The 26,142-nt window shown below is 33.9% G+C and carries 18 protein-coding genes and 1 tRNA gene; 11 read left to right on the top strand and 8 right to left on the bottom strand.

Going from position 1 to position 26,142, the window contains the following annotated elements; translation table 11 throughout:
• Positions 1-35 precede the first annotated feature (35 nt).
• The gene (locus C8P67_RS15415; protein ID WP_147298244.1) at positions 36-263 is read left to right on the top strand and encodes a hypothetical protein; all 228 of its coding nucleotides are present in this window, start codon (positions 36-38) and stop codon (positions 261-263) included.
• Positions 264-566: 303 nt separating this feature from the next.
• Here C8P67_RS15415 and C8P67_RS15420 read toward each other — a convergent pair whose 3' ends face one another.
• A complete protein-coding gene (locus C8P67_RS15420; protein ID WP_115814062.1) occupies positions 567-3,035 on the bottom strand; it encodes a T9SS type A sorting domain-containing protein in 2,469 nt (822 codons plus the stop codon).
• A gap of 336 nt (positions 3,036-3,371) precedes the next feature.
• Positions 3,372-3,453 (bottom strand) — tRNA-Leu (locus C8P67_RS15425).
• Positions 3,454-3,562: 109 nt separating this feature from the next.
• Between C8P67_RS15425 and C8P67_RS15430 the strand changes: the two genes are divergently transcribed.
• From C8P67_RS15430 to C8P67_RS15455, 6 genes are all read left to right on the top strand, one after another.
• Complete coding sequence (locus C8P67_RS15430) at positions 3,563-4,951, top strand: dipeptidase (RefSeq protein ID WP_115814063.1); 1,389 nt, start codon at positions 3,563-3,565, stop codon at positions 4,949-4,951.
• Positions 4,952-5,252: 301 nt separating this feature from the next.
• Entirely contained in the window at positions 5,253-5,675 is a 423-nt protein-coding gene (locus C8P67_RS15435) for a toxin-antitoxin system YwqK family antitoxin (RefSeq protein ID WP_115814064.1), read from the top strand.
• 16 nt (positions 5,676-5,691) lie between these two features.
• Positions 5,692-6,651, top strand: a complete 960-nt coding sequence (locus tag C8P67_RS15440; protein ID WP_115814065.1) for a DUF6624 domain-containing protein — start codon at positions 5,692-5,694, stop codon at positions 6,649-6,651.
• Positions 6,652-6,656: 5 nt separating this feature from the next.
• Positions 6,657-7,028, top strand: a complete 372-nt coding sequence (locus C8P67_RS15445) for a BlaI/MecI/CopY family transcriptional regulator (protein ID WP_115814066.1) — start codon at positions 6,657-6,659, stop codon at positions 7,026-7,028.
• On the top strand, positions 7,025-8,440 hold the full coding sequence (locus C8P67_RS15450) for an N-acetylmuramoyl-L-alanine amidase (RefSeq protein WP_115814067.1): 1,416 nt from the start codon (positions 7,025-7,027) through the stop codon (positions 8,438-8,440). The genes C8P67_RS15445 and C8P67_RS15450 overlap by 4 nt, the downstream gene beginning before the upstream one ends.
• Positions 8,441-8,468: 28 nt before the next feature.
• Positions 8,469-10,208, top strand: coding sequence for a M56 family metallopeptidase (locus tag C8P67_RS15455; protein WP_115814068.1), 1,740 nt, complete (start codon positions 8,469-8,471; stop codon positions 10,206-10,208).
• 75 nt (positions 10,209-10,283) lie between these two features.
• Here the strand turns inward: C8P67_RS15455 and C8P67_RS15460 are convergent, their stop codons facing one another.
• Positions 10,284-11,654 (bottom strand): saccharopine dehydrogenase family protein, encoded by a 1,371-nt coding sequence (locus C8P67_RS15460; protein ID WP_115814107.1) that lies wholly within the window; start codon positions 11,652-11,654, stop codon positions 10,284-10,286.
• 297 nt (positions 11,655-11,951) lie between these two features.
• Here C8P67_RS15460 and C8P67_RS15465 point away from each other — a divergent pair, with 297 nt between their 5' ends.
• Entirely contained in the window at positions 11,952-12,347 is a 396-nt protein-coding gene (locus C8P67_RS15465) for a DUF423 domain-containing protein (RefSeq protein WP_115814069.1), read from the top strand.
• Between the two features lie 71 nt (positions 12,348-12,418).
• Entirely contained in the window at positions 12,419-14,023 is a 1,605-nt protein-coding gene (gene pckA, locus C8P67_RS15470) for a phosphoenolpyruvate carboxykinase (ATP) (RefSeq protein WP_115814070.1), read from the top strand.
• A 139-nt stretch (positions 14,024-14,162) separates the two neighbouring features.
• Here the strand turns inward: pckA and C8P67_RS15475 are convergent, their stop codons facing one another.
• The 3 genes from C8P67_RS15475 to C8P67_RS15485 all read right to left on the bottom strand — a co-directional run bounded on the left by C8P67_RS15475 (position 14,163) and on the right by C8P67_RS15485 (position 19,102).
• Positions 14,163-15,221: a phytase gene (locus tag C8P67_RS15475; protein WP_115814071.1), complete on the bottom strand. Its 1,059-nt coding sequence runs from the start codon at positions 15,219-15,221 to the stop codon at positions 14,163-14,165.
• Entirely contained in the window at positions 15,205-16,212 is a 1,008-nt protein-coding gene (locus C8P67_RS15480) for a metallophosphoesterase (protein WP_115814072.1), read from the bottom strand. The genes C8P67_RS15475 and C8P67_RS15480 overlap by 17 nt, the downstream gene beginning before the upstream one ends.
• A gap of 70 nt (positions 16,213-16,282) precedes the next feature.
• Positions 16,283-19,102, bottom strand: coding sequence for a TonB-dependent receptor (locus C8P67_RS15485; RefSeq protein WP_115814073.1), 2,820 nt, complete (start codon positions 19,100-19,102; stop codon positions 16,283-16,285).
• Between the two features lie 232 nt (positions 19,103-19,334).
• Here C8P67_RS15485 and C8P67_RS15490 point away from each other — a divergent pair, with 232 nt between their 5' ends.
• Positions 19,335-20,435 carry a DUF4407 domain-containing protein gene (locus C8P67_RS15490; protein ID WP_115814074.1) on the top strand — a complete coding sequence of 367 codons (1,101 nt, stop codon included), beginning with the start codon at positions 19,335-19,337 and terminating at the stop codon, positions 20,433-20,435.
• A gap of 197 nt (positions 20,436-20,632) precedes the next feature.
• On the opposite strand, the gene C8P67_RS15495 is transcribed toward C8P67_RS15490, so the two are convergent.
• The gene (locus tag C8P67_RS15495; protein WP_115814075.1) at positions 20,633-22,327 is read right to left on the bottom strand and encodes an alkaline phosphatase D family protein; all 1,695 of its coding nucleotides are present in this window, start codon (positions 22,325-22,327) and stop codon (positions 20,633-20,635) included.
• A gap of 221 nt (positions 22,328-22,548) precedes the next feature.
• The gene (locus C8P67_RS15500; protein WP_115814076.1) at positions 22,549-23,619 is read right to left on the bottom strand and encodes a helix-turn-helix domain-containing protein; all 1,071 of its coding nucleotides are present in this window, start codon (positions 23,617-23,619) and stop codon (positions 22,549-22,551) included.
• A gap of 141 nt (positions 23,620-23,760) precedes the next feature.
• On the opposite strand from C8P67_RS15500, the gene C8P67_RS15505 reads away from it, so the two are divergent.
• Positions 23,761-26,124, top strand: coding sequence for a TonB-dependent receptor plug domain-containing protein (locus C8P67_RS15505; RefSeq protein ID WP_115814108.1), 2,364 nt, complete (start codon positions 23,761-23,763; stop codon positions 26,122-26,124).
• Positions 26,125-26,142 lie beyond the last annotated feature (18 nt).

Raw genomic sequence — 26,142 nt, forward strand, 5'->3', positions numbered from 1 at the left:
TGGTTATTAGTTAGAATATCTAGTTTAAAAGATTAATGAATGTTAGTCTTTATAGAATTCCTCGGGAGGTTATGCTTTCCGAGGTTTTTTTATGGATTGAATTAACCTTAATATTGATGATTTGCCTTGTAACCATTTCATTAGTTAAAATAAATGAAACGTATTTCATATATTATGACTTTCCAAAACCAATTGAAGAAGCCAACAGAGACAACAGCTATTCACTAAACAGAAAATTCCTGCTGATTGATACAAAAATTTAATTTCTTCATTGCATCTTAATACCAAATCCATACAGCCATTTTAACGACAGAACACTAAATCAGAAAACAATCTTACTGAACCAATTTTGCTACTATTAACTAACGAGAGTGTTTTTATTTTTTATTGACAAGAATAGCAAACCGTTCATAGGAAGTTAAGATTTAAATTTTGCTATAAACAAAAAAGTTCAATAAATAAAAATCTGCTTTCGTTTAGGAAAAAATAAATTTAAAGTCTATAATATATAAATCCCGAAATTATTAATAATTTCAGGATTTCAAAATATGTAGATTAATTGTTATTTATTTTTTAATTATTTTTTTCGTTGTAACTCCTGAATCAGAAAAAACCTTTATAAAATAAACTCCTGAAGCAAACATAGACATATCAATTTCGGTTCCACTTGTACTTTGAACTTTAGATGAGTACAACTCTGTACCATTTGAAGAATAAACAGCAATTTTGGTTGGTGAAATTGAATTTGAAAACGATAAATTCATTTTTTCCTGCACCGGAACCGGATAAAACTGCACATTAGAAACCCATTTTTCAGGTGTGAGATCAAGGGATAATGATGATTTAGCACCTATGTTAACCTTTATAACTATAGAAGAAAGGTCATTAATTCCATTCTTTGCTGTTCCTATTGCAAACATATAATTATTAGTATTCATTGATGTTTTTGATTTACGGGAAATTATCGAACTTTCTGTTTCTTGTTCTTCTATAGGGATAAGATCACTTACAGCATCAATTACATTTGGCATAGAAAAATCTTTCTTAAAAGTACCGTCAAGATTTATAGCAGTGACGCTTGGGCCAGCAACTGAAACCTCACTAACATAAATAACAGAATCCATTTCCTCTATTTTACTATAATGGTGGTATGTAACTCCTCCTAGATTACCTATTTGTGATACACTTACATTTTCATTAAATTTAAGGTCCATTTCTCCGTCCTTGGACAGTTTAACAATTTGGTTAGGAGACGAAATTCCATTATAATTTAAAAAACCACCCGCAAGTATAATCTCGCCAGACTTCAGCACTTTCATTTTTTCAAATAATGAATCCGGTCCCTGCCCAATATTAAAATCAGTGTCAATTGATGTATCAAAATTAAATCGAATTAGTTTAACCGTATACCCTAAACCAGAACGATTTAAAAGATATCTACAAATAAATTTATCATTTTGCATTTCAAATTTAATATGTGTAGTCCAAAAATTTGGATCAGAATTTACTGGGAATACAGCTTCTTGTTTCCCTTCTTCATTCAGCATGTAGAGACCCCATTGATCAGTAATTAAAATTTTACCGTTATCTAGAACTTTAAATTGTTCAATTGCTAATAATTGGCTATCCTTTTTAAAATCAAAATCCTTTAAAACATTTCCATTATTATCCAGTTTTAAGAATTTATCTTTAGTGCTGACAAAAATTGTTGAGTTGTCTATAATTTGAAACTGTTTAATTTCACCAAGATATTTTGAAAAAACAAATGAATTATCAACCGTTCCGTTTTCATTCAACAAACCAATTCCATAGGTTTCAATTTCATTAATTTTTACAAAATCTCCTACGCAAACTAATTTTCCATCAAAATAACCACCAGTTAAGAAAGCACCTAATCTACAAGGCTGCAATTCAGAAGAAGGCTTTACATTCCCTTCTAAATCACATACAGATAAACCATACCTATTTCCTGTTTGCTCGGAATTGTTATAAAAAATTTTATCTCCTACAAAACTACTAACAAAATTATCTGAACCAAATTCATTCAATTTAACAGGATTAAAATTTTCGTCCAATGATCCATCAGAATTAAGCCTAATTAGATAAGGTCTACTAACAATTCCGTTATTTATTTCGGCGTCAATGTACACAAAAGAATCCTTTATTACCACTGCAGAATTTGCATAACTATAATATTGAGAATAAAAACTGTTGTCAATTGACCCGTCTAAATTTAACCTACACATATTATAAGTGGGTAAATTATCAATCATCCTGAGAAAGTTTCCACCAATTAACAATTTACCATCATCTTGAATTGTCATCGAAAATCCATACCCCTTAGCTCCATCTCCTACATCAAAAGCGGTATCAATTATACCCTCAGAATTCAATTTTACAATACTATTCTTAGTCATTCCATCAACTAACGAAAATAAACCGCTCACATATATAGAATTATCAAAAACTTTTACATCACTTACTTTTTTATCAAAAGAAATATCATTTTTAAAAGTTCCATCAATACTAAAATCGCCATTGTATCTTTTTAAATAACCATTGTCTGATATAAAACCTCCAGAAACAAGAATTTTATCATTGTATTGTATTGCAATTGATGTAACATCTTTTAAATCCGTAATCTCAGCTTTAATTTCACCGTCTGCGCTGAGTTGAAAAATAATTGCTTTTTCATCTTGCATATTATAAGGATTATCAAAATGAGCCACTGCAATAATATTACCATTACGCTGCAATTCAACTTTTTTAATTTTTAAATTACTAGGATCATTGAATAAAAATGTTTCATCCAGCGAATAATCTGCATTTAAGCGAATAAGATTATTTACCTTTTTATCCTTATAAAATGCAATATCTCCTCCGACTAAAATCTTACCATTAGGAAGTTGTCTTGTAACTGTGATTCCTGCTGCTTTATAAGGTATTGGCTCAACGAAAGTCTCATCGATAGTTTGGGAATAAGATGATAAAATTCCAAAAAAAGCAAGTAATAATAATGAGTAAAGTTTCTTCATTCAAAGTCTTTTAAAAGTTATTTTTTTTGATTTGATACTGTTTTAAACTAATTCGAAATCTTAGCATTGTTATAATTAAAAAATCAGCAGAAAACTAATTAGTTTTTTAACATTTCAAATATAAACCTATTTTGAAGAATAGTACGGAAATATTCTATCAGAAAGAGATTAACTTAACAAAAAAAAATCCTATTGTAGTTTTAGAATTAAATAGCTAGAACCATAAATTATTACTGGTACATTGTTAGCTTTAAAAATATTTCGGGGGAATACGGGAAAGGATAAAATAAAAAATCCTTTAACCGTTTGTTTACAACGTTTAAAGGATTCTTAAAGTGCGGATAATAGGACTCGAACCTACACGCCTTGCGGCACCAGATCCTAAGTCTGGCATGTCTACCAATTTCACCATATCCGCTCAATTGTGGGTGCAAAGATAATCATATCTTCCAATATTCAAAGGATTTTTTAAAAAAAATATCTATTCTATTTTTTGTATTTTTGATTCACAAAAAAATTCTGATTTAATGGAAGACATAAAACAATACGTTACAAAACACAAAGATCGGTTTATCAACGAATTAATAGAACTTTTAAAAATTCCATCTGTAAGTGCAGACACCGCTTTTTCCCAAGATGTTCTTGATACTGCTGATGCCGTAAAAGCAAGTTTAGAGAATGCAGGATGCGATTTTGTCGAAATTTGCGACACTGCCGGCTACCCTATCGTATATGGCGAGAAAATAATCGACCCAAAACTGCCTACGGTTTTAGTATATGGACATTATGATGTTCAGCCTGCAGATCCATTAGAATTATGGACTTCTCCCCCATTTGAACCCGTTATCAAAAAAACTGAAATCCATCCTGAAGGTGCAATTTTTGCCAGAGGATCCTGTGATGACAAAGGCCAGATGTATATGCATGTAAAAGCTTTTGAATACATGATTCAAACCAATACTTTGCCTTGTAATGTAAAATTCATGATTGAGGGCGAAGAAGAAGTAGGAAGTGTCAACCTGAAAACTTTTGTGGAAAACAATACCAAAAAACTGAAAAATGACGTGATTTTGATTTCGGACACGGGAATGATTTCAAATCAGCAGCCTTCTATCACAACGGGACTTCGCGGTTTAAGCTATGTCGAAGTCGAAGTTACCGGACCAAACCGTGATCTCCATTCTGGATTATATGGTGGAGCAGTTGCTAACCCTATTAATATTTTGGCCAAAATGATTGCCCAGCTTCACGACAAAAACAATCATATTACTATTCCTGGTTTCTATGACAATGTCGAAGAACTTTCTCTTGAAGAAAGAGCCGAAATGGCCAAAGCTCCTTTCAATCTCGATAATTATAAGAAAGCATTAGATCTAAATGATATTTACGGCGAAACTGGCTATGTAACCAACGAACGCAATTCGATCCGACCTACATTAGATGTAAACGGAATTTGGGGCGGATACACCGGAGAAGGTGCCAAAACCGTTATTGCCAGCAAAGCTTTTGCTAAAATCTCCATGCGTTTAGTTCCCAACCAAGACTGGGAAGAAATCACAGACCTTTTCACCAAACATTTCATCAGCATTGCGCCGGCGGGTGTTACTGTAAAAGTCACACCTCATCACGGCGGTCAGGGCTATGTGACGCCAATCGACAGTATTGGATATCAGGCTGCAAACAAAGCATATACCGAAACTTTTGGAATTCCGGCAATTCCTGTGCGTTCCGGAGGAAGCATCCCTATTGTGGCCTTATTCGAAAAAGAACTAAAAAGCAAAACAATCCTTATGGGCTTTGGTCTTGACAGCGATGCCATACATTCGCCAAACGAGCATTTCGGAATTTTTAATTTTCTAAAAGGGATTGAAACCATTCCGTTGTTTTATAAATATTTTGTGGAGCTTTCGAAATAATTCACAAAATCAAAATTCATAATCCGTTCAGCAATGAGCGGATTTTTTTTGTGCTTTATCCTAAATATTTGGAGCTGATTCCTGCTATCCGTTACAATCTTGTAGGCCGAACCCCGGCCCACAAGGATTTCCACTTCTATCAGGACTAGAACTTCTGTATTTCATAAAATACTAATTATCAGAATTAAATTATTTCAATAACAGCTATTTTCTTTAAAAAAAATAACAAAAAATTTGGCCGTATTATTTTTTATTCTACATTTGTAGAGCTAAATCTATTTTTGTAGAACAAAACTAATTTATGAAAAACTTATTTATCATTTTATGCCTAACATTAAGTTTCATTGGATGTAAAACAGCTTCTATAAATCAAAAAGAAAACAAGAAAAGAATCGGACTTTGGATAGAGGAATATTCTATAGATAGCACAAAATACAAATCAGTTGGAAAATATAATAATGATGACCCTGTAAAGAAATGGCGTTATTACACCAATGGCAAAATAAGCAAAAAAGAAATTTACAGAAAAAACAAGTGTATTACTACCCATTACAATCCAAATGGAACTATACAATCCAAAGGAAAAACAAAACTAGTAGTCACAGGTCCCGAAATACATTGGTTTTATTATGGCGAGTGGAAATACTTTGACGAAAACGGCAACTTAATTTCTACCAGAAAATATGAAAATGGTGAATTTATTTCAGAACAAAAAATAAAATAATATAACTTTAAACCTTATGAGAAAAATAATTGCATTCCTTTTAATTATAAATAACAGTTTAATACACGCTCAAACATATAAAAATTTGATCCACAAGGCAGATTCCTGCTACACAGCAGAAAATTATAAAACATCTGTTGATTATTATGAAAAAGCATTTAAAATTGAACATACAAAACCTAATGATTTTTATAATGCTGCATGTTCAGCAGCCTTGTCAAAACAAGACAAAAAAGCATTTAAATGGCTAAATCTAGCCATAGATAACGGATATGAAAACATTACGCATTTACAAATAGATGCCGATTTGAAGTCTCTTCATGAAAATAAGGAATGGAAAAATACAACAGAAAAATTTCAAAAAAAATTAGACATACTTGAAGCTCATTACGACAAACCTTTACAAAAAGAACTGTTGGCTATTTATGCAGAAGACCAAGACATTCGAGGAGAATTTATGAAAATATACAAAGACAAGGGTCCTGGAAACAAATCGTTTGACAGCATTAACAATTTAATGAGATATAAGGACAGTATAAATCTATTGAAAGTTATAAAAATATTAGACGAAAAGGGATGGGTTGGAAAAGACATTGTAGGCTCTCAAGCAAATCAGACTTTATTTTTGGTAATACAGCACGCTGATTTAAAGTATCAGCAAAAATACATGCCAATGATGAGAGAAGCCGTTAAAAAAGGTAATGCAAACGGTGCAAGTTTAGCACTAATGGAAGACAGAGTTTCCCTAAGAGAAGGCCGTAAACAAATTTATGGAAGCCAGATAGGAAGAGACAATGAAACAAAAATATTTTATGTTTCATCACTTGAAGATCCTGACAACGTTGATGAAAGAAGGGCTAAAATCGGACTGCCGCCAATGGCAGATTACGTTAGCAAATGGCAAATAAAATGGGATGTGGAGCAATATAAAAAAGACCTGCCAGCACTAATGATAAAGGAAAAAATTAAAAACTAAAAACCATGCAGTTATCCAACTCTGAAGAACAATTAATGGAACATCTATGGAAGCTTGAAAAAGCCTTCATGAAAGACTTGCTTGAAGCCTATCCTGAACCTAAACCTGCACCGACTACAGTTGCTACTTTACTAAAAAGAATGATAGACAAGAAATTCGTTGCTTATAATGAATTTGGAAACTCGCGCGAATATTATCCTTTGGTAAAAAAAACGGATTATTTCTCCAAACACGTTAACGGATTGATTAGCAATTTCTTCAACAATTCGGCTTCGCAATTTGCTTCTTTCTTCACAACCGAAACGAATTTATCGGCATCGGAACTGGAGGAACTTAAAAAAATAATTGATTCAGAAATTCAAAAAAAGAAAAAATGATTGACTTTCTATTTAAATCTTCCGTCAGCCTGCTGGCTCTTCTTCTCTTTTATCATTTGGTATTGGAAAAAGAAAAAATGTATCGCTTCAATAGATACTTTCTATTAATCAGTTTGTTGTTTTCATTAGTTATTCCTTTTACATCTTTTGAAATTAATCAAGATATGCCTGCTATTTACAGCAAAATAATCTCGCAACAGGTGATAGCTGCGGACATTCTTCCGATTCAACCCGAAGTGACAAATATCAGCGACATTAAACAAACCAATTATTGGGTTCCTCTTTTATGGCTGACTTATAGTATAATTACTTTGGTATTAAGCATTCGCTTCATTCGAAAGATATATATAATAACTGCTAAAGCTAAGCTGTCTAAAGTTGTTATCTATCAAAACACAAAAGTAATTTTACTCACAGAAGATACTTTACCTTATACTTTTTTGGACTCCATTTACATGAATAGAAACGATTATGAGAATGGGAAAATTGAACAAGAATTATTTACTCATGAAATAACACATGTAAAACAAAAACACACGCTCGATGTGATCTTCATCGAAATTTTGAAAACACTGTTTTGGTTCAACCCTCTTTTTATTTTTTACAAAAAAGCCATTCAGCTTAACCATGAATTCTTAGCAGATGAAAATGTAATAGCAACACATCAAAATATTTCTTTCTATCAAAACCTTTTATTAAACAAAGTAAGTGCCTTCCAGCCTTTCTTGTTAACCAGTAATTTAAATTTTTTAGCAACGAGAAAACGACTTATCATGATGACAAAAAACACTTCAAAATCAAGAACTGCATCAATAAAACTTTTAGCAGTTTTGGGCATTTCAGCAATCTTTATATTAGTTTCTTTCAAACCATTACCATTAGACAAAAAAATAATAGTAATTGATGCAGGACATGGAGGTAATGATAATGGAGCACAAATTGGTGCCGAACAAGAAAAGAAAATTGTAGAAAACATTGCGAATAAAATAAATTCATTGAATAAGAAAGGTGAAATTGAAATTGTTTTACTTCGAAAAGGTGATCGCTTTATTGCTTTAAACGAAAGAGTATTAGAAATAAACAAAATAAACCCGAGTCTGGTAATTTCATTACATATAGATGCTTCAAAAAATATAAATGAAAATGGAGTGCATGCTTATGTTTCCAAACAAAATGTTTTTTACGAAAAGTCGATGGAAAACGCTAAAAATTTAGTTGACGAAATCACAAACGAAAAACTTGCGAATGGAGGAGTTAAAGATGCCGATTCTTTTATAATTAAAAACTCAAAATGCCCTGCACTACTAGTGGAAATAGGTTATCTATCAAACCAAAATGACAGAACTTACCTGACAAGCGAAAATGGACAAAATGAAATTGCAAATAAAATATTTGAATTCATAAAAAAATAATCGATTCAGAAATTCAAAAAAAGAAAAAATGATAGACTTTATAATCAAATCCTCCATCAATCTGTTGGCTCTTTTACTCTTTTACCATTTGATATTGGAAAAAGAAAAAATGCACCAATTCAATAGGTTTTACTTGTTATTCAGTATTATATTTTCTTTTATAGTTCCATTCATAACTATTGAGGTTATTGATAAATCTGCAGAGACATTAGTGCAGACCAATACCGTTATGACTGGAGAAGCGACAATGGTAATCATGCCGGAAACCGTCAATTACACAGTAATTATAATTTGGAGTATATATGGTTTGGTCACTCTACTATTACTGTTTCGCTTTATGAGAAACATTCTAAAAATAAATTCCAAAATAAAATCGAACACCATTATAGATTATAAAAATGCAAAACTAGTTTTACTCGAGGAAAAAACCTTGCCACATACTTTCTGGAACAGCATCTTTATCAACGAAACCGATTACCGCAATAGAAAAATTGAAGCCGAATTATATACACACGAACTAATACATGTAAATCAAAAACATACTTTGGATGTTTTGTTTATCGAAATATTAAAAATGCTGTTTTGGTTTAATCCAATTTTTATTTTCTACAAAAAAGCAATACAGCTTAACCACGAATTTCTCGCCGATGAGAAAGTAATAACCATCTATGATAACATTCCTTTTTATCAAAATCTATTGCTTGTTCATGTAAACACAAACCCTGCATTCGATATAACCAGCAATTTAAACTATTCAATAACTAAAAAACGATTTACTATGATGACAAAGTCCTTTTCCAGAACAAGGGCAGTGCTTTATAAAATAGCTCTTCTGCCTTTATTTTCGGGACTTATTTACTTTATGTGCGTGCAAAGCGTTGCTCAAAAAAACTCCTTGTCTTCTGCTAAAAGCACTGCAAAAAATAATGAAAGCATCACTCAAACGGACAATTCTAAGGACAAAAGAAGAGATGCCTATTATGCAGGTGTAAGAATCATTGTTCAAAACAAACGAAATAACTCTTCTATAGATAAGATGTACGAGGAACTGACTTTGGAAGAGAAAAAAACATACTTAAATTATGTACCTGAACCATCTACAAAAAAACAGCCATCAAATAAAGAATATAATGATTTTAAAAATTCAAAAAAATATGCCATTTGGATTGATAATAAGCATGTATCCAATGCAGCATTAGACAATTATTCAGCTGCGGATTTTGCATATTATTCAGGAAGTATTGTTGGTAAGAATGCAAGAACAGCTAAATTTCCGCAGCCTTTTCAATTCGCTTTATACACCCCTAAATATTTTGATGAAAATCTAAAAAACAGTCATTTAAAATATGGCGGAGATACCATTAAAATAACCATTTCAGAAAATAAAGGGAATCTTAAAAAAAGTCCTGTTTACAAAACAGATTCAATAAGAAAGCTAGATGAAATGGTACACAGTCTTGCTGAAGTAGAAAAAGAACCAGAGTTCCCTGGTGGAATTGAAAAATTTTATCAATTTGTAGGTGAGAATTTTAAACTGCCAAAAACGGCAGATGACGCTAAACTTAAAGGGAAAATTTATACAACATTTGTAATAGAAAAAGACGGTTCATTATCGGATATAAAAGTGACATTAGATATTGGATATGGAACGTGGAAAGAAACTCTTAGAGTTTTAAAATTATGTCCGAATTGGAATCCAGGAGAAATCTATGACAAACCAGTTAGAACATTATACAGCTTACCTATAACTATTCAAAGCGCCGATTAATAATTTCAAAATAAAAACCGCATTCCTCAATGCGGTTTTGTCTAAAAAAAAAATTAAAAAAATCTAAAATTAAAATTAACTAAAAACTTTATCAGGATTATATCCCACATAAGGCATTGACTGTTCATTAAACACAACCCCATATTCTTCCAATTCTTTCAAAATGGGCAGATAGACTTCTTTGCGAATTGGAAGCTGTACGCCGGGAGTCGTAATTTTGCCATTCAAAATTAATAATGCTGCCATAGCTACAGGCAGTCCAACGGTTTTTGCCATTGCAGTATAAGTCTGATCTTCGCCTATGCAGACCATTTTGGAATCCAACTGTTTTTCTTCGCCATTAATAACATAGCCAAATTTATGATACATCACGATCATATCTTTATCATGAGGCTGTAAAGTCCAGCTGTCACTCAGTATTTTTTCAAGAATCTGCGCAGGAGTGGCATCTTTCAGTCCTACTTTTTTAGTACGGCTAAACAAATCCAGCTCCAATAATTTATCCCACATGATATCATCCTGATCAATTTTCAGAATCAGTCTCATTTTGATTTCGACAGAATCCGTTGGGTGATATGGAAGAAAGGAATTTACAAATTCGCGATAACTCATGTTTTCTGAGTTTTCCATACTATAACTGTCATCGGTCATGCCTAGCTGCACAAACATATTCCAAGCTTTTGAAAACCCAACCCGACGAATGGTTCCTCTGTACAGCGTAAGCACATCATCAAGACCGTAAACACTGCGGTATTTCAGCGAGTCTCTATTAGAATACGCTTCGAATCGTCCATATCCTTCGACTTCTAAAAACTCGGTTCTGCGGAACAAATTCACATACGGAATATATTTATAAGCCCCTTCCTGTATAAACTTAGCAGTCCCTCCCTGCCCAGCAAGCACCACATTTCTTGGAGCCCACGTAAATTTATAATTCCACAAATTATCATCCGATACGGGTGCTACAAGTCCGCCGCAAAAAGATTCAAACAAAAGCATCTTCCCGTCTTTCTCGCGAATTTCATCAATAACTTTCATCGCACTCATGTGATCAACTCCCGGATCAAGCCCGATTTCATTCATGAAAATGAGATTATTTGCTTTCGCTGCTTCATCCAATTCCTGCATTGCATCGCTTATATAAGATGCTGTCACAAGATGCTTTTTGTAAACAATGCAGTCCTTAGCCACTTCAATATGAAGATGAGCCGGAAGCATCGAAATAACAACATCTGCCTTTTGGACAGCATTTCTTCTTTGATTTTCATCAAATATATCTAAAGCAATGGGGGTTGCGTTGGGATGATTGTTCGTCTTTTTTTGGGCTAAAGCCAAAGACAGATCACCAATAATAACATGAAGATTTTCCTCTACCGATTTATTTAAAAGGTATTGTATCAAAGATGAAGCAGATCTTCCCGCGCCTATAATTAGAATTGTTCTCATAGTTGTTAATTCAAAGTCCAGTTTAGATTCTAAATTTCTAATAAATAAGATGTTTTTATCCTTATTTAAAGTATCAAATATTTTCAAAACATTTAAAAATATAACACAAACATACAATATTGTTATATTTACAACAAATATTTTAAAGCTTTTATTTCTTTAAATTAAAAAGCAACTTTATAAAGTGAAACTAAATTCACCAAAGTTAATTATTGCATAAACTACTGCAAAAGTCTTGTAAAATACCTTCGGTTTAAAATATATGAAATACTTTTGTCCAACTTTAAATAAAAAGAAATGGATAAGAAAATAATTTCGACAGCAGCGATTTTTGGAATGATTGCGATAATTCTTGGTGCTTTTGGAGCACATGGTCTAAAAAATGTTCTCACAGCTGGACAGCTTTCCACATTTGAAACCGGCGTACGCTATCAAATGTACCATGCTTTGTTTTTATTATTCATCGGAACAACATCTTTAATCAATCAAAAATTAAAAAAAACTATCCTTAATCTGACCATTATTGGAGTGCTGTTTTTTTCAGGTTCCATTTATCTTTTGGCTACCAATTCTTTGACTCCCATAGACTTTAAAGCAATTGGTTTCATAACTCCTATCGGTGGGGTATTTCTTATTTCAGCATGGTTCGTTTTGTTATTTGACTTAATTAAGCCTTTAAAAAAAGAAAAATAATTTATAATGCAGTTATAAAAATAAATTATACTTTTGCAGTGAAATAACAACACTCACAAAAATTTATTTTTATGGACAACTACGCTTTGTTTACGAAATCGATTTCGTTAAAAGAACTAGGAATTGAAAATGCTGCAGTTCAGTATCAGCTAAGCCCGAATGAGTTACATGATATTACGATCAAATCAGGACAGGGACTCGAAAACAATACGGGAGCATTAGCAATTAATACTGGGGAGTTTACTGGGCGTTCTCCACAAGATCGTTTCATCGTTAAAGACAGCATTACAGAGGATAAAGTATGGTGGGGAAACATAAATATTCCGTTTGAACCAACTGCTTTTGATGCGCTTTACAAAAAAGTAACTGCTTATTTATCCAACAAAGAAATCTACGTTAGAGATTCTTATGTTTGTGCTGATACCAATTACAAACTAAATGTACGTGTAGTAACCGAAACAGCTTGGGCTAATTCATTCTGTCACAATATGTTTTTGAGGCTTACTAATGAAGAATTGGAAAACTTCACTCCAGAATGGACAGTTATCTGCGCTCCTGGATTTCTTGCCGATCCTGCTGTCGACGGAACACGACAAAGCAATTTTGCCATATTAGATTTCACCAAAAAGATTGCTCTTATCGGTGGAACTGGCTATACCGGCGAAATGAAAAAAGGAATCTTTTCAGCATTAAATTTTATCCTGCCTGTTTTCAAAAATACTTTGCCAATGCACTGCAGTGCAAACGTTGGCGAAGATGGAGATACCGCAATATTCTTTGGATTGTCCGGAACCGGAAAAACAACTTTATCTGCCGATCCGGACAGAAAACTAATTGGTGATGATGAACACGGATGGACAAATGAAAATACTGTTTTCAATTTTGAAGGCGGCTGTTATGCCAAAGTAATTAATCTTACCGAGGAAAATGAGCCAGACATTTTTAAAGCTATCAAAAAAGGAGCTATTCTAGAAAATGTAGTTTTCAAATCAGGTACTAATGAAGTTGATTTTGAGGATATTTCGATTACACAAAACACTAGAGTAAGTTACCCTATTGAACATATCGAAAATATTCAGCCAGGTTCTATTGGTCAGAATCCAAAAAACATCTTTTTCCTAACTGCTGATTCTTTCGGTATTCTGCCTCCAATTTCAAAACTGACAGCTGGGCAGGCGGCTTATCATTTTATATCAGGATACACTGCAAAAGTAGCAGGAACCGAAGCGGGAGTAACAGAACCTCAGCCTAATTTCTCTGCCTGTTTTGGTGCACCGTTTATGCCTCTGCATCCAACAAAATATGCCGAAATGCTAAGCCAAAAAATGAAAGAAGCAAACGTAAAAGTATGGCTGATCAACACAGGCTGGACTGGCGGTCCTTATGGAACCGGAAGCCGAATGAAACTGAAATATACCCGAGCCATGATTACGGCCGCTTTGAAAGGAGAATTAGATTCAGTGGAATTTGTAAACCATGAAGTATTTGGAATTGCGGTTCCGCAGTCCTGCCCTAATGTTTCAAGCGAAATCCTGAATCCAAGAAATACTTGGAAAAATCCTGAACTATACGATACAAAAGCTGTTGAATTAGCTCATAAATTTGAGGCTAATTTTGCAAAATTTAGAGAATTTGCCAATGCTGAAATATTAGCAGGTGCACCAATAATAAAATAAGGAAGATTACTAATTCAAACTAAAAAAGCTGTTCGCACTGAACAGCTTTTTTTTGATATCATCTTGAGAAATTCCGAGATTTCAGAAAAGAATGGTGAGAGTCATAGGATAAATTGAACTCCGCTCAACATGACAGAAATTATTTTTTCTTGGCTTGATCTATGCGCTGCTGTATTAAATCCCAAGCATAATAATGAAAAGTCATACCATTGCTCATTGCAACAAAAAGACCGTTTTTGAATTCACCTCCCAGATTACTACTCGTTACATCTGCCCCGTCACATTCTATTGTCGAAGTTGGAATCTCCGCTAGTAAAGGGTAATTATTTGAATTCCCGTCTGCTCCTTCTCTCGGATAAACCATAAAAGTATTAGCCTGCTGATTGGAAACCAAAATATAACCTGTTGTTGGAGTTGTTTTATAAATTGCAATTCCTTCGTTATCTGCTTTAAAATGGTTGCGACCAAAAAGAACCAACTCTTTATTGTCATTTAATGCAGGATCGGCATTGTATTTCCTGATTCCGAATTGCTCGTCACAATACAAAACCGTTCCCAATTCATTGTCAACCGCAATGGCTTCAATTTCTTTTTTACCGCTGTATTCCCCAAATTTTCTAACAACGGTCGCAGTTGCCATTTTCCCTGAACCCGAAAGTTCATACTGCCATAAATAACTCCCTGAAGGACCGGATTTTCTCCCGACAATTGCAAAAATCTTCTTGTCGCTTGGGCGTGTGTACAATGCAATCCCCATCGGGTCGCGCAATACTTCACCTTCAAAAACTGGAATGCCGCCATTATCAATCGGATTTAAATCTGGCAAACTAAAAATTCTTATTGTATTGCTTTCGCGCTCTGTCGTTACGGCAACATCAACTTTTACACCATCAATTAACAGACCATAAGCGATGTCAACATTATTCGGACGTTTTAATGGAATTGACTTTTTAATAATTTTTCCATTCAGATCAAAAGCGTACAAACCGCCGTCTGTGTCTTTATCTGTTCCAATAATAATACTTTTCGAAGGATCTGTCGGATGAATCCAAATTGAAGGATCATCAGTGTCGTGCGGTAATTTTTGGGTAACGATTGTTGGCTTTACAGCATCTTTGCGAACTGGTGCCAATTTATCGCTGCAGGAAATTAATGAAATTATCCCAAGCGCTGCTGCTATTTTATTTATGCTTTTCATTTTTGTTTTTTTCTATTTGAGTTGTAAATAAAACTTTTCCATCTCCATCAACCACTTGTGCAAGCAATTTTGAATTTGTTATGGAAAAGGTCATAAATCCTGGTTTTTCTGCAAAAAATAAAGTTCCTTCTCTTTCCCCGCCAGGACGAACTGTACAAGCTGCACCAGACAGAAACTGAGTAGTATAACGTCCTTTGGGCTTTATAATCTGCAGATCGTGTTCGTGACCGCAGAAGTAAGCATCTACCTTTTGATTATCAAAAATAGCGGCAAACTTTTTTTCGAAACTTGTCGTTTCAGAACTCGTTTTTCGCTTTCCTCCGCTGTACAGAGGATGGTGGCCTACTACTATTTTCCAAGTAACTTTTTTATCTGTTGTGGCTAATTCTTTTAACAGCCACTTTTTTTGAGCTGTTGTGTCCTGCGCTTTGATAGCCTTGCTCATGCCTGAATCTGCATCGTAATATTTATCAATAAACGGCGAAGTATCCATAAACAAAACTAGAACTTTATTGCCGTCTTCTAGATCAAACTCCTTCTTAAAATAAGTCGAAGGCATGTGCCAGCGACGGCTTATTTTAGAATAATCAATCTGTGCCTGAACATTCCCTCTGTAATCATGATTTCCCAAAGCTACAAACCAATCATTCTGCAGACTAAAATCGGTATAAACATTTTCAAAAGAAGCAGTCCACGAATAATCTGTAGTGCTCTGCACACCGTTTGGATAAAAATTATCTCCCACACTGATTACAAATTCAGAACCCATTGTAGCTGCTGCTTTTCCCATTTGCACAGCCACTTCTTTTTGATAAAACTGGCCATAACGGCCAAAATCACCCATTAATAAAAAATTCAGGCTATTGTCAATTTTTTGCAACTGCGGGATATATCCTTCTGTATAACCGGACAATTCTCTTTTTTCAGCCTGTTGAGCAAACGCTGTCTGAAAGAGAAAAACCGATAAAAAAACGTAAATTATATGTTTCATTATGTTATTACTGTAAAAAGGAGAACAGGACATTACATCCTGTTTCCTTTTCAATTATATAAATTGATTATTACAAATCGAATTTCAACCCTAAATTGTATCTCGCCTGATAGTATTCAGCTTGTTTAGTATGTGCTTCAACTCCCTGATAGTAACGCAATGGCTGATTAGTTATATTGTTCGCTTCTGCAAAAATTCTAAGTTTCGAAGTTATTTTATATGAAGCATTTGCATCTAAAAATAACTGTTTGTCGTAATAACTGTCATTGTAAGCCTCAGAACCTAATTCGTCTAAATAATCTGATGTGAAATTTGTCGAAATTCTGGCAGAAAAACGATTATTTTCCCAAGACAATGAACCATTAAACATGTGCGGAGCAGTTCCAGGAAGACTGATATCTTTTCTTTCGTTTCCATCTTCATCAGCAATTCCTTTTGCTTCTGATTTAGTATATGTATAGTTTAAATAAATTCCGAAACCTTTTAAAAATTTACTTTCAAAGAAATCTAACTGACGCTGAAATGCAAATTCAAAACCATACACATCAACAGTTTCACCATTTTTTGGCTGTACAAATGACCATTTTTCACCAGCTGGAATTGGATTTATCTGACCAGGAAAGTCAACTGCAAACTTTTCAGCTGTATATTGATTATCACTATAATTATAAATAAAATCGTGTAGTTTTTTATAGAAAACACCACCCGAAATTAATCCAACAGATTTGAAATAATTCTCAGCCATGAAATCATAATTGTAAGCATAAGTAACATCCAAATTTGGATTACCAGCAGTAATTTCTTTGTCGGCTGCAATATTATTCACATACGGAGCCAATGCATAATAATTTGGTCTTGCCAAAGCTGTAGTTGCCGCAGCTCTCAAAATCAAATCTTTTGTAGCATTGTACTGCAAAGTAACGCTTGGCAATACATTTGTATAATTATTGGTGTTGTTTACCGTAGTTTCTAATTCTTCTTCATCCAGAACACGGTTTCCTGTATAATCGATATGAGTATTTTCGACACGGAAACCTACAACCATAGATAATTTATCATTAAAATCCTGATCCCATCTAATGTAAGCCGCGTAGATACTTTCTTTGGCATTATAATTTGTTGTCAAATATTCAGCCGGATCCGTTTCTTTGTCAAACAATGAAGCATTATTTAAATCTAAACCTCCTAAATAATTTGCCGAAGCAAAAGTTCCTGGAACATATTGGCTTCCTGGATTAAAATCTTTCCCGTCAAAATAACTTGTTGGAACTTGGGACAACAACTCCATCCCATCACCTGTAGGCTCATAGGCATAAAAAATATTGTCTCTCTTTTTTTCTTTCAAACGAAGTCTAAGTCCTGTTCTGATTCTTCCTTTTTCTGATGGAATAATGGTGAAAGGAAAACGAACATTTACTTTTGCTCCAAATTCACTTTCGCTTGTATCATCTGTATTCTCGGTAACCGAATCAAATTTAAATTTATCCAAAGACTCTCCTTCTGTCGTAATCAAAGGAAATTTGGTGTCTGATAAATCCTGAGTTATATCCAGACCTTTTTGACGGTATTCTATATAACGCTCTTCTGGGCGGTATTCTCTTGCATTCGAATAATTGGCAGACCAGTCCAAATCTACTTTTGAACCAATTAAATGCTCTCCGCGAAGTGCATAGTTCTGCACGCGCTGATCTTCTAATCTTCTGCTTTTGTTTCTGTCATTATCAATACCGCCTTTTGTCTGACGTTTTACACGTCCTTCAAAACGAACAATCTTTGATTCATCAGCGGCATCATAAACGGCTTCAATATCATCGTAAGTTGTTCTAAAACGGTTCTCTCTATCGTCTCTCCAGTTGTAAATCGCATTGGCAAAAATGGTATTGTTTTCATTAAATTTATAATCGAAAGCAAACGAAGCACTTCTGCGGATACGCTGTACATCATACTTTCTGATTTCAGAAGCCTGTAAAAATTCGTTTCCAAAATCATCCTTTACCCATTCGTTTTCGATATTATCAGAACCATAATCTACATTGTTGTACGATCCGCTGAAAACCGCTCCAAATTTATTGTCAAAAAAACGGTTTCCATATACTAATCCTGCAGTAAAACTAGCCTTGTTACGGATTGGTAAATAACCGCCAGCAAGAGTTGCCGAGATTCTTTCGCCATTTGGAGAGGAACGTGTAACTAAATTTACAGAACCCCCAATCGCATCGGCATCCATATCTGGAGTTAATGTTTTACTAACTTGTATCGTAGAAATCATATCAGACGGAATTAAATCCATTTGTACATTTCTGTTATCGCCTTCGGCAGATGGGATTCTGTCACCGTTCAAAGTAACCGAGTTTAATGACGGAGCCAAACCTCTGATGATAATATTTCTGGCCTCACCCTGATCATTCTGCATCGTGATACCCGGAACACGTTTTAAAGCATCTCCCACATTAGCATCTGGAAAACGCCCCACTTGGTCAGACGAAATTACGTTTCCAATATTTTTATTGTTTTTTTGCTGATTCAGCGCTTTGGCCTGACCTTTTAAATTGTCTCCAACAACCACTTCATTCAGCTCAGTTCCCGATACTTTAAGAATAAAATTAAGCACATTGCTTTTCCCCTGTTCTACAGTAATTGTTTGGGTTATTGATGAATATCCAATATACTTAATTGTAACCTGATAAGTACCCGGATTGATATTAAGAAATTCATACTGACCGGTGTAATCTGATGTAGTGTATTTGTTTTCACCCACAATCTGGATCATTGCTCCCGGAAGGGAAAGCTTGTCATCAGCATCTAATACTTTTCCTGAAAGTATAGCTTTTTGAGCATAACCCGATAAGGTCAATAAAAAGAGTGTTACTGCTAAATAAAATTTTTTCATTGTTTTTTTGTTTGATTTGGTTGCAAAACTAGAACCCAAACATTACTAAACACGCCAAAAAAAATTAACATACCGTTATGATTTCCCATATAAAATTGTGGGTTATTAATGTTAAAATAACACTAATAGAGAGATTGATAATATACATCGACAAAAACAGGGTGACTATTTGTGTGATAATCAAAAATTTGGCGTTAAATTTGCAGTATCAATCAATCAAAATCACTCAATCATGTTAAAACAATTTTTCATCCTGTGCTCAGGCGCAGACAAACCGCTGCTAGACGGCTGCTCCGAAGGCGAACAAACCAAATATGCAGGTATTGGCGCCACCGTTTTTTTTACAGCTGTTATGGCTTTTATCGCCAGTGCTTATGCACTTTTTACTGTTTTTGATTCCGTTTACCCCGCTTTACTTTTTGGATTAGTCTGGAGTTTACTTATTTTTAATCTGGATCGTTTTATCGTTTCTACCATTAGGAAAAGAAACAGTTTTTCCAGTGAATTTCTGCAGGCGACTCCGCGAATAATTTTGGCAATTATTATTGCAATCGTAATTTCAAAACCATTGGAAATTAAAATTTTCGAAAAGGAAATCAATACCGTTTTATTGAAAGAGAAAAACGCAATGGCGCTGAATAATAAAAAAGAAGTTGCCAATTATTTCAAATCCGATTTAGATAAGAACAAAGCTGACATAAAGAACCTGAAAGCCGAAATCTCCAATAAAGAAAAAGAAGTAAACACGCTTTATCAAACTTATATTCAGGAAGCCGAAGGAACCGCAGGAACGAAAAAACTAGGTAAAGGTCCCGTTTTTAAAGAAAAAATTGCCAAGCATGATTTATCCAAAAAAGAATTGGATACCATCAGAAAAAACAATTTAGCCAAGATTGCTATTTTAGAAAAAGGAACTAAAACACTGCAGACTGATTTAGATAAAAAAGTAACCGAAACACAGCCAATCATCGACGGATTTGACGGTTTGATGGCTCGGATCAATGCTTTGAATAAACTGCCTTGGCTACCTTCATTCTTTATAATGCTGTTGTTTTTGGCAATAGAAACTTCGCCAATCATTGCCAAATTATTATCTCCAAAAGGAGAATACGATTTTAAACTGGAAGATCTGGAAACAGCGCTCAAAGCTACTTTGGATCAAAATAAACACCAGCGTGAACTATTGATTAAAACCAATGCTTCGATGCACTACAAGGTGTATGCTGATATTGCTGATGATAAAAGACTATACGACCTGCAGCGAAAAAATGCTGAAGAATTACTGGAACTGCAATCGAATGGATTTTTGGAAAGACAGAAGCAGACGATGTAATCAAAAATCAATGGCAATTTCAATGGCAATTTGAAAAAAAACAAAAGCCAATTTCATGAATCATTATTGATTGAAATTGGCTTTTGTTATTGAAATTGACATTACTCGAACTGTAATCGAATGGATTTTAAAAGACAAAATCTGACGCTTTAAAAGTATAACTAAAGCTGAAATTCTTACTATAAAAAACTATATCATTAAGAATAAACGACAGTATGCCCAATCGATGTTGTATATGATGAAGATAAAATAGTGTTTACAAATACCCATTCTGCTTTTACATTACCACTGGTGAAAGTTGTCAAAATAAAACCTCTGCGGGAAGCATCAAAATAATCTAAATCATCAATCAAAGTTGTTAAAGCGCCTTCAAAAGCGGTAAGCGTCTGGGGACTCGGATTTCCTAAATATACTTCGAAACCTGGGGAACTGATTCCAGGGGTTGCCAACTCTATACCAATTTCCGTTTTGTCTTGTTTTGTCAATTTACTGCTCCAAGCATTGTGAGTATCACCTGCAAGTGTAACGATTTTTTTATTGCCAAAAGCATTATACATCACTTCACGATCTACAGGATAGCCGTCCCAAGCGTCTAAATTATAAGGCAATACAGTAGTAACTCTAGCAATATCTTGTGGAGTTAGAGTTGGATCATTTTTTTGCAGTCTTACTTTTATTGTAACCAGCTCTGTTAAAATCGAAGTGAAATCTGGTGATCCAAAAGCAGTTAACATTTCAGCCGGAACATACATCTTTGCCATTAATACCTGCTGTCCTAATACCTGCCATTTAGCTGTATTCGAATTTACTATCTGAGATAACCAATTACGCTGTGTAGTCCCTAACAAAGATCTTGATGGATTTGTAATATCTGCTTGATATTTAACAGCATCAAAACCAGAAGCAGTCATATACTCATTAATATTTAACTGTTTATCTCTGCCAATAATCCTAGTATCCAGCATAGTAAGATTTACCAAATTCCCTAAATTAAAATTTCTGTAAATAAGACTTTGATTATTCGCTTCTAATCTTGAAAATGGTAAAAATTCGCTGTAAGCTTGTAAGGCATATGTTTTTCTGGCTTCATAACTTCCTTCGTTTGCCTGATGATTCTCTGCTCCTTCTTTATAAGCATCATTTGCAACTTCATGATCATCCCAAACACATATAAATGGTTTTTTTTGATGGGCTAACTGCAAATCTGCATCGGATCTATATTGTTTGTAACGAGTTCTGTAATCGTCTAATGAAAGGATTTCTTGGGCCGGCTTGTGTAAACGATTTAAAGCTGCATTTTGAGCATTTGACCCATATCCACCGGCTTCATATTCATAAAAATAATCTCCTAAATGTACAATAACATCAGCATCAGATTTTGCCATCGCATTGTAAACATTAAAAAGACCTGCCTGATAATTAGAACAAGAACAAACCGCTAACTTTACGCTAGAGGCATTCTCTGGAAAAGTAATTGTCTCTCCAATAACCGAAATAGCTTTATCCTCTTTATTACTGAAACGGTAATATAATTTTTGATTTTCCTCAAGTTCTGTCAGCTCAATAGCAATTGTATTGTCTCTTGAAATTTCAGTGGTAATAGTTCCTTTTCTAAGTATTTTACTAAACTCAATATCTTTAGAAACCTCCCAAAGAATTAGCTTACCAGGACTATTGTACCTTGTCCAAATGATTACCTTCGACTTGGTAGGATCAAAACTGGCGACTCCCTGATCAAAATTTATTTTGGTATAATCACTAGCGTTAATTTTATCATCATCCTTGTTATCATCATCATTACAGCTAATAAAATTTGGAGCTAAAATTACTGCTCCAGTTACTAATAATGTGTTTCGAATGAACTGTCTTCTACTGTTTTTAGGTGCTTCCATATGGTGTCTTAATTTTCTATAAAATTAGGACAACAAGAAAAACAGAAGTTAATAAAGCTTTATGATAACATCAAAAAACTAACAGAATAGTTCAGTACTTTTTCAATATTTTATAACTAAATATTAACTTGTACATCAATCCAATAATTTTCTCGAAATACAAATAAAACATTTCATTTGCTGAAAATTTTTTTGAAGGCTTTTGAATTAATTTAAAATTATTAAATCATAAAAAGTTCTATTGCTTCCAGCGCAATCATTTCTTGAGTATTCCAAAATAAGAAAGAAAAATTGGTAAATACATTTAGTTTTCGAAAACTTATTGGTGTAAAACCAAAAAATAATTTGAATGCACTGGAGAAATGTGATACATCCTTATAACCACATTTATCAGCTACTTCTGCTACATTCGAATCCTTGTTTTTGAATAGTTCCTTGGCATGTTCCATTCTTAATTTAGTAACATAGCCTTTTATCGTAGTTTCAAAACACGCTTTGAACCCTTTTTTTAATTTAAATTCGTTAAGCGACACTAGTCTGGAAAGTTCAGGAAGTGTTGGTGCATTGGTGAAATTAGCATCTAAAATAGATTTGACCTCAAGGATTTTATTATAATCTTCCTGATCCATCTTCACTTTAGTATCCTGAGGTTTTTCGATTAATGAGTCCAATTGCAAAATCAACAGCTCTTTAATTTTGGCTTCGAGATACATTTTTTTGATAGCTCCTTTATATTTACAATTCTTAATTTCATGAATAATCCATTGTATTCCGGAATTGAAAGGAATATATTTTGGAGTCAGATAACCTGATTTTTTTTCAATAATATTTTTAGAGAATTTTTTGTGGAGATCCCAGTCTTCGTTAATTAATTTATAATAGTAATCAAGAGATAAAATTATAGTCAGATAATTGATTTCTTCCAAAGCAGGAATTTCAAACCTAGCATTAAAACCAGATGTATAGAGAATGTTGTGGGTGTTCTCTCTTGTATATTTTTCGCTTTCTACCTGATCAATATTGGCTTCTACATTGTTACAGCAAATAAAATCCATCACTATAGATTCGCCTGTAATTTCACATTCTATTGTTTGTGGAGCTGAAAATACCATCTGAATATCTAAAATCATCATACCGTCAGAAATTAAATTAAGACATGTAATTTCTTCTTTTTTCCCATTTCTGATATTTATTTTCTCTTCTTGGAAAGCGCTTTTCTGGTTATAAAAGTCAGTAGTTTCAATTGCAATAATTGGTTCTTCGTGTGCTACAATTTTCGATTTGAATTTCAAAATAATAATCCGTTTTTACAAAGTAATAATCCGTTTTTCCCTATCCATTTTCTGAATGCTGATAGTATTTTTGCGTCAAATTTATTTATAATAAGTCTAAGTAAAAATAAATTTCTGTTAAAAAAATCAATAAAATCAGCAATGCGCACAAAATATATTTTTTCCATTCTATTCCTGTTACTGGCTCTTATATCATTTTCACAAAAAAAAGAAATTACTAAAAAAAATACGGCCGCTGAAAAGAAAGTTGAAAAAGACAGTCTTGCCCAAGCATTAAAAAATGTAGAAATTAAAGGAAAATCAAAAAAACAAAAAATTGAAACCAGCGGTTTTGCGGTAGCAATTATAGAAACTAAGGAAGCGTCACTAAGAAACCTAACGACTAACGAACTTCTAGACAGATCAGTTGGTGTACGTGTGAGACAAAATGGAGGAATTGGTTCTAATGTAGAATATAACCTGAATGGGATGTCAGGAAGCACTGTTGGAATTTTTATTGATGGATTAGAAGCTTCCACATACGGTCAGTCTTTTAATCTAAATAACATACCGCCTTCTATGATTGAGCGCATCGAGGTTTATAAAGGCGTCCTGCCCGCACATTTAACAGGTGATTATGTAGGCGGCGCAATTAACGTAGTACTAAAGAAAGATGTGTCCAAAAATAGTGCTAACGCGGCAGTCTCTTACGGTTCATTCAATACTTTTCAATCAGATGCCGGTGTGACATTTCGTGAGAAAAAAACAGGGCTTTCGTTTAGAGGTTCAGGATTTTACACCTATACGGACAACAGTTTTGAGACTTGGGGAAGATCTACAACCTATGTGAATGAGTGGTCACAAATAATTAGACATTATCGTGCCAAGCGATTTAACAATGATTATAAATCTTTAGGAGGACGTTTCGAAGCTGGTTTTACCGATACCAAATGGGCCGATCAGTTTTTCATAGGCTACAACGGGTCAAGCAACTATACAGAGATTCCGCATGGTACAACGATGGCTATTCCTTATGTAGGCCGATTTAATGAAACAAAGGCGCATGCAATGCTTCTCAATTATAACAAAAGAAATTTTCTCGTAAAAGATTTGGCATTAAACATTAACGCGGTGCGAAGCGATCGTAATACCTATTTGCAGGATACTGTTGGCTATGCTTACAACTGGGATGGAAAAATTAGAACTACGCCAATTTCAGTAATTGATTATGATGAAAATGGAAATCCAAAATTCAGAAGAGATACTAATGGCAATATCATATATAGAGATAATACAACAATCCCTGACACCTTAACTAAAACAATTCATATCCCTTTAAAAACGCTTCAAGGCGGACAGCAGGGAAGAAAAGTGATGACAAGTACCGACAGAAAAATCACAAATGCCCGCACGAATTTAGGCTACATGATTACTAACGGGCATCGTATTTCATTAAATCATAAATATGAATCAACTGACAGAAAAGACGAAGATTTATTTAATCCGAATTCCAGTGACTTGGCGACCAAAAGCACTATAACCAAGAATATCATTTCGATGAATTATGAGGCTGAAACTTTCAATAGAAAACTGACAACTAATATTTTAGGAAAATACACCACAAATCAGACAAAACAGATAAAATCCGAAATCGTCACTACTGACGGTGTAAACTCACTTGTAAAAAATGAAAGTATAACATCTGACAATAATTTTGGCTATGGAGCTACTGCCTCTTACAATGTAATTCCAGCACTATTCATTATTGGATCTATGGAAAACTCATACATAATGCCTACTGACACCCAATTATATGGAGCATCTGAAATTAATATTTTAGAAAACCTTCAGTTAGAGCCGGAAAAATTCATCAACTATAATTTGGGTTTACGCTGGAATCCGTCTGATTTTGGCAAACATAAAGTATCGCTGTATGCTAATGCCTTTTGGCGAAATGGTTACAATAAAATCACACAGCAGGCTGTAGCAGACTCAGAAATTGAAAATGAAGAGGAAGCTGACATACAAACAACCCGATATGTGAATCTAGGAAGAACACAAGCCCGTGGTTTCGAAGCAGAGATTATCTATATCTACAATAACAGATTGAATACTTCTTTGAATTTTTCCAAATTCAACAATGTATTTAAGCAAGAGTTTGACGAAAATGGCAAACCGCATGCCTATTATGGACAGCAGGTAGTTAACGAACCTTTTTTTACTGCCAATGCCAATTTTCAGTACAGATTCAACAACGTTTTCCAGAAAAAATCAATCCTTAATACTTACTACTCCATTGGCTATGTAGGCGAATATTATATAGTGTGGGGACAGCCGGACTGGTCTTTAACCCCAACTCAATTCACCCACGACCTAGGCGCAAGTTATCGTTTCCCTTCTGGAAAACTAGTAGCAAGTTTGGATGTGAAAAATCTGCTGAACGCAGATATATATGACAATTTTGCGATACAAAAACCAGGCAGAGGAATCTTCTTCAAATTGAATTACACATTTAGTAAATTTTAATAACAACCCAATTTTAAA

Source organism: Flavobacterium aquicola, from assembly GCF_003385115.1.
Taxonomy (GTDB): Bacteria; Bacteroidota; Bacteroidia; order Flavobacteriales; family Flavobacteriaceae; genus Flavobacterium; species Flavobacterium aquicola.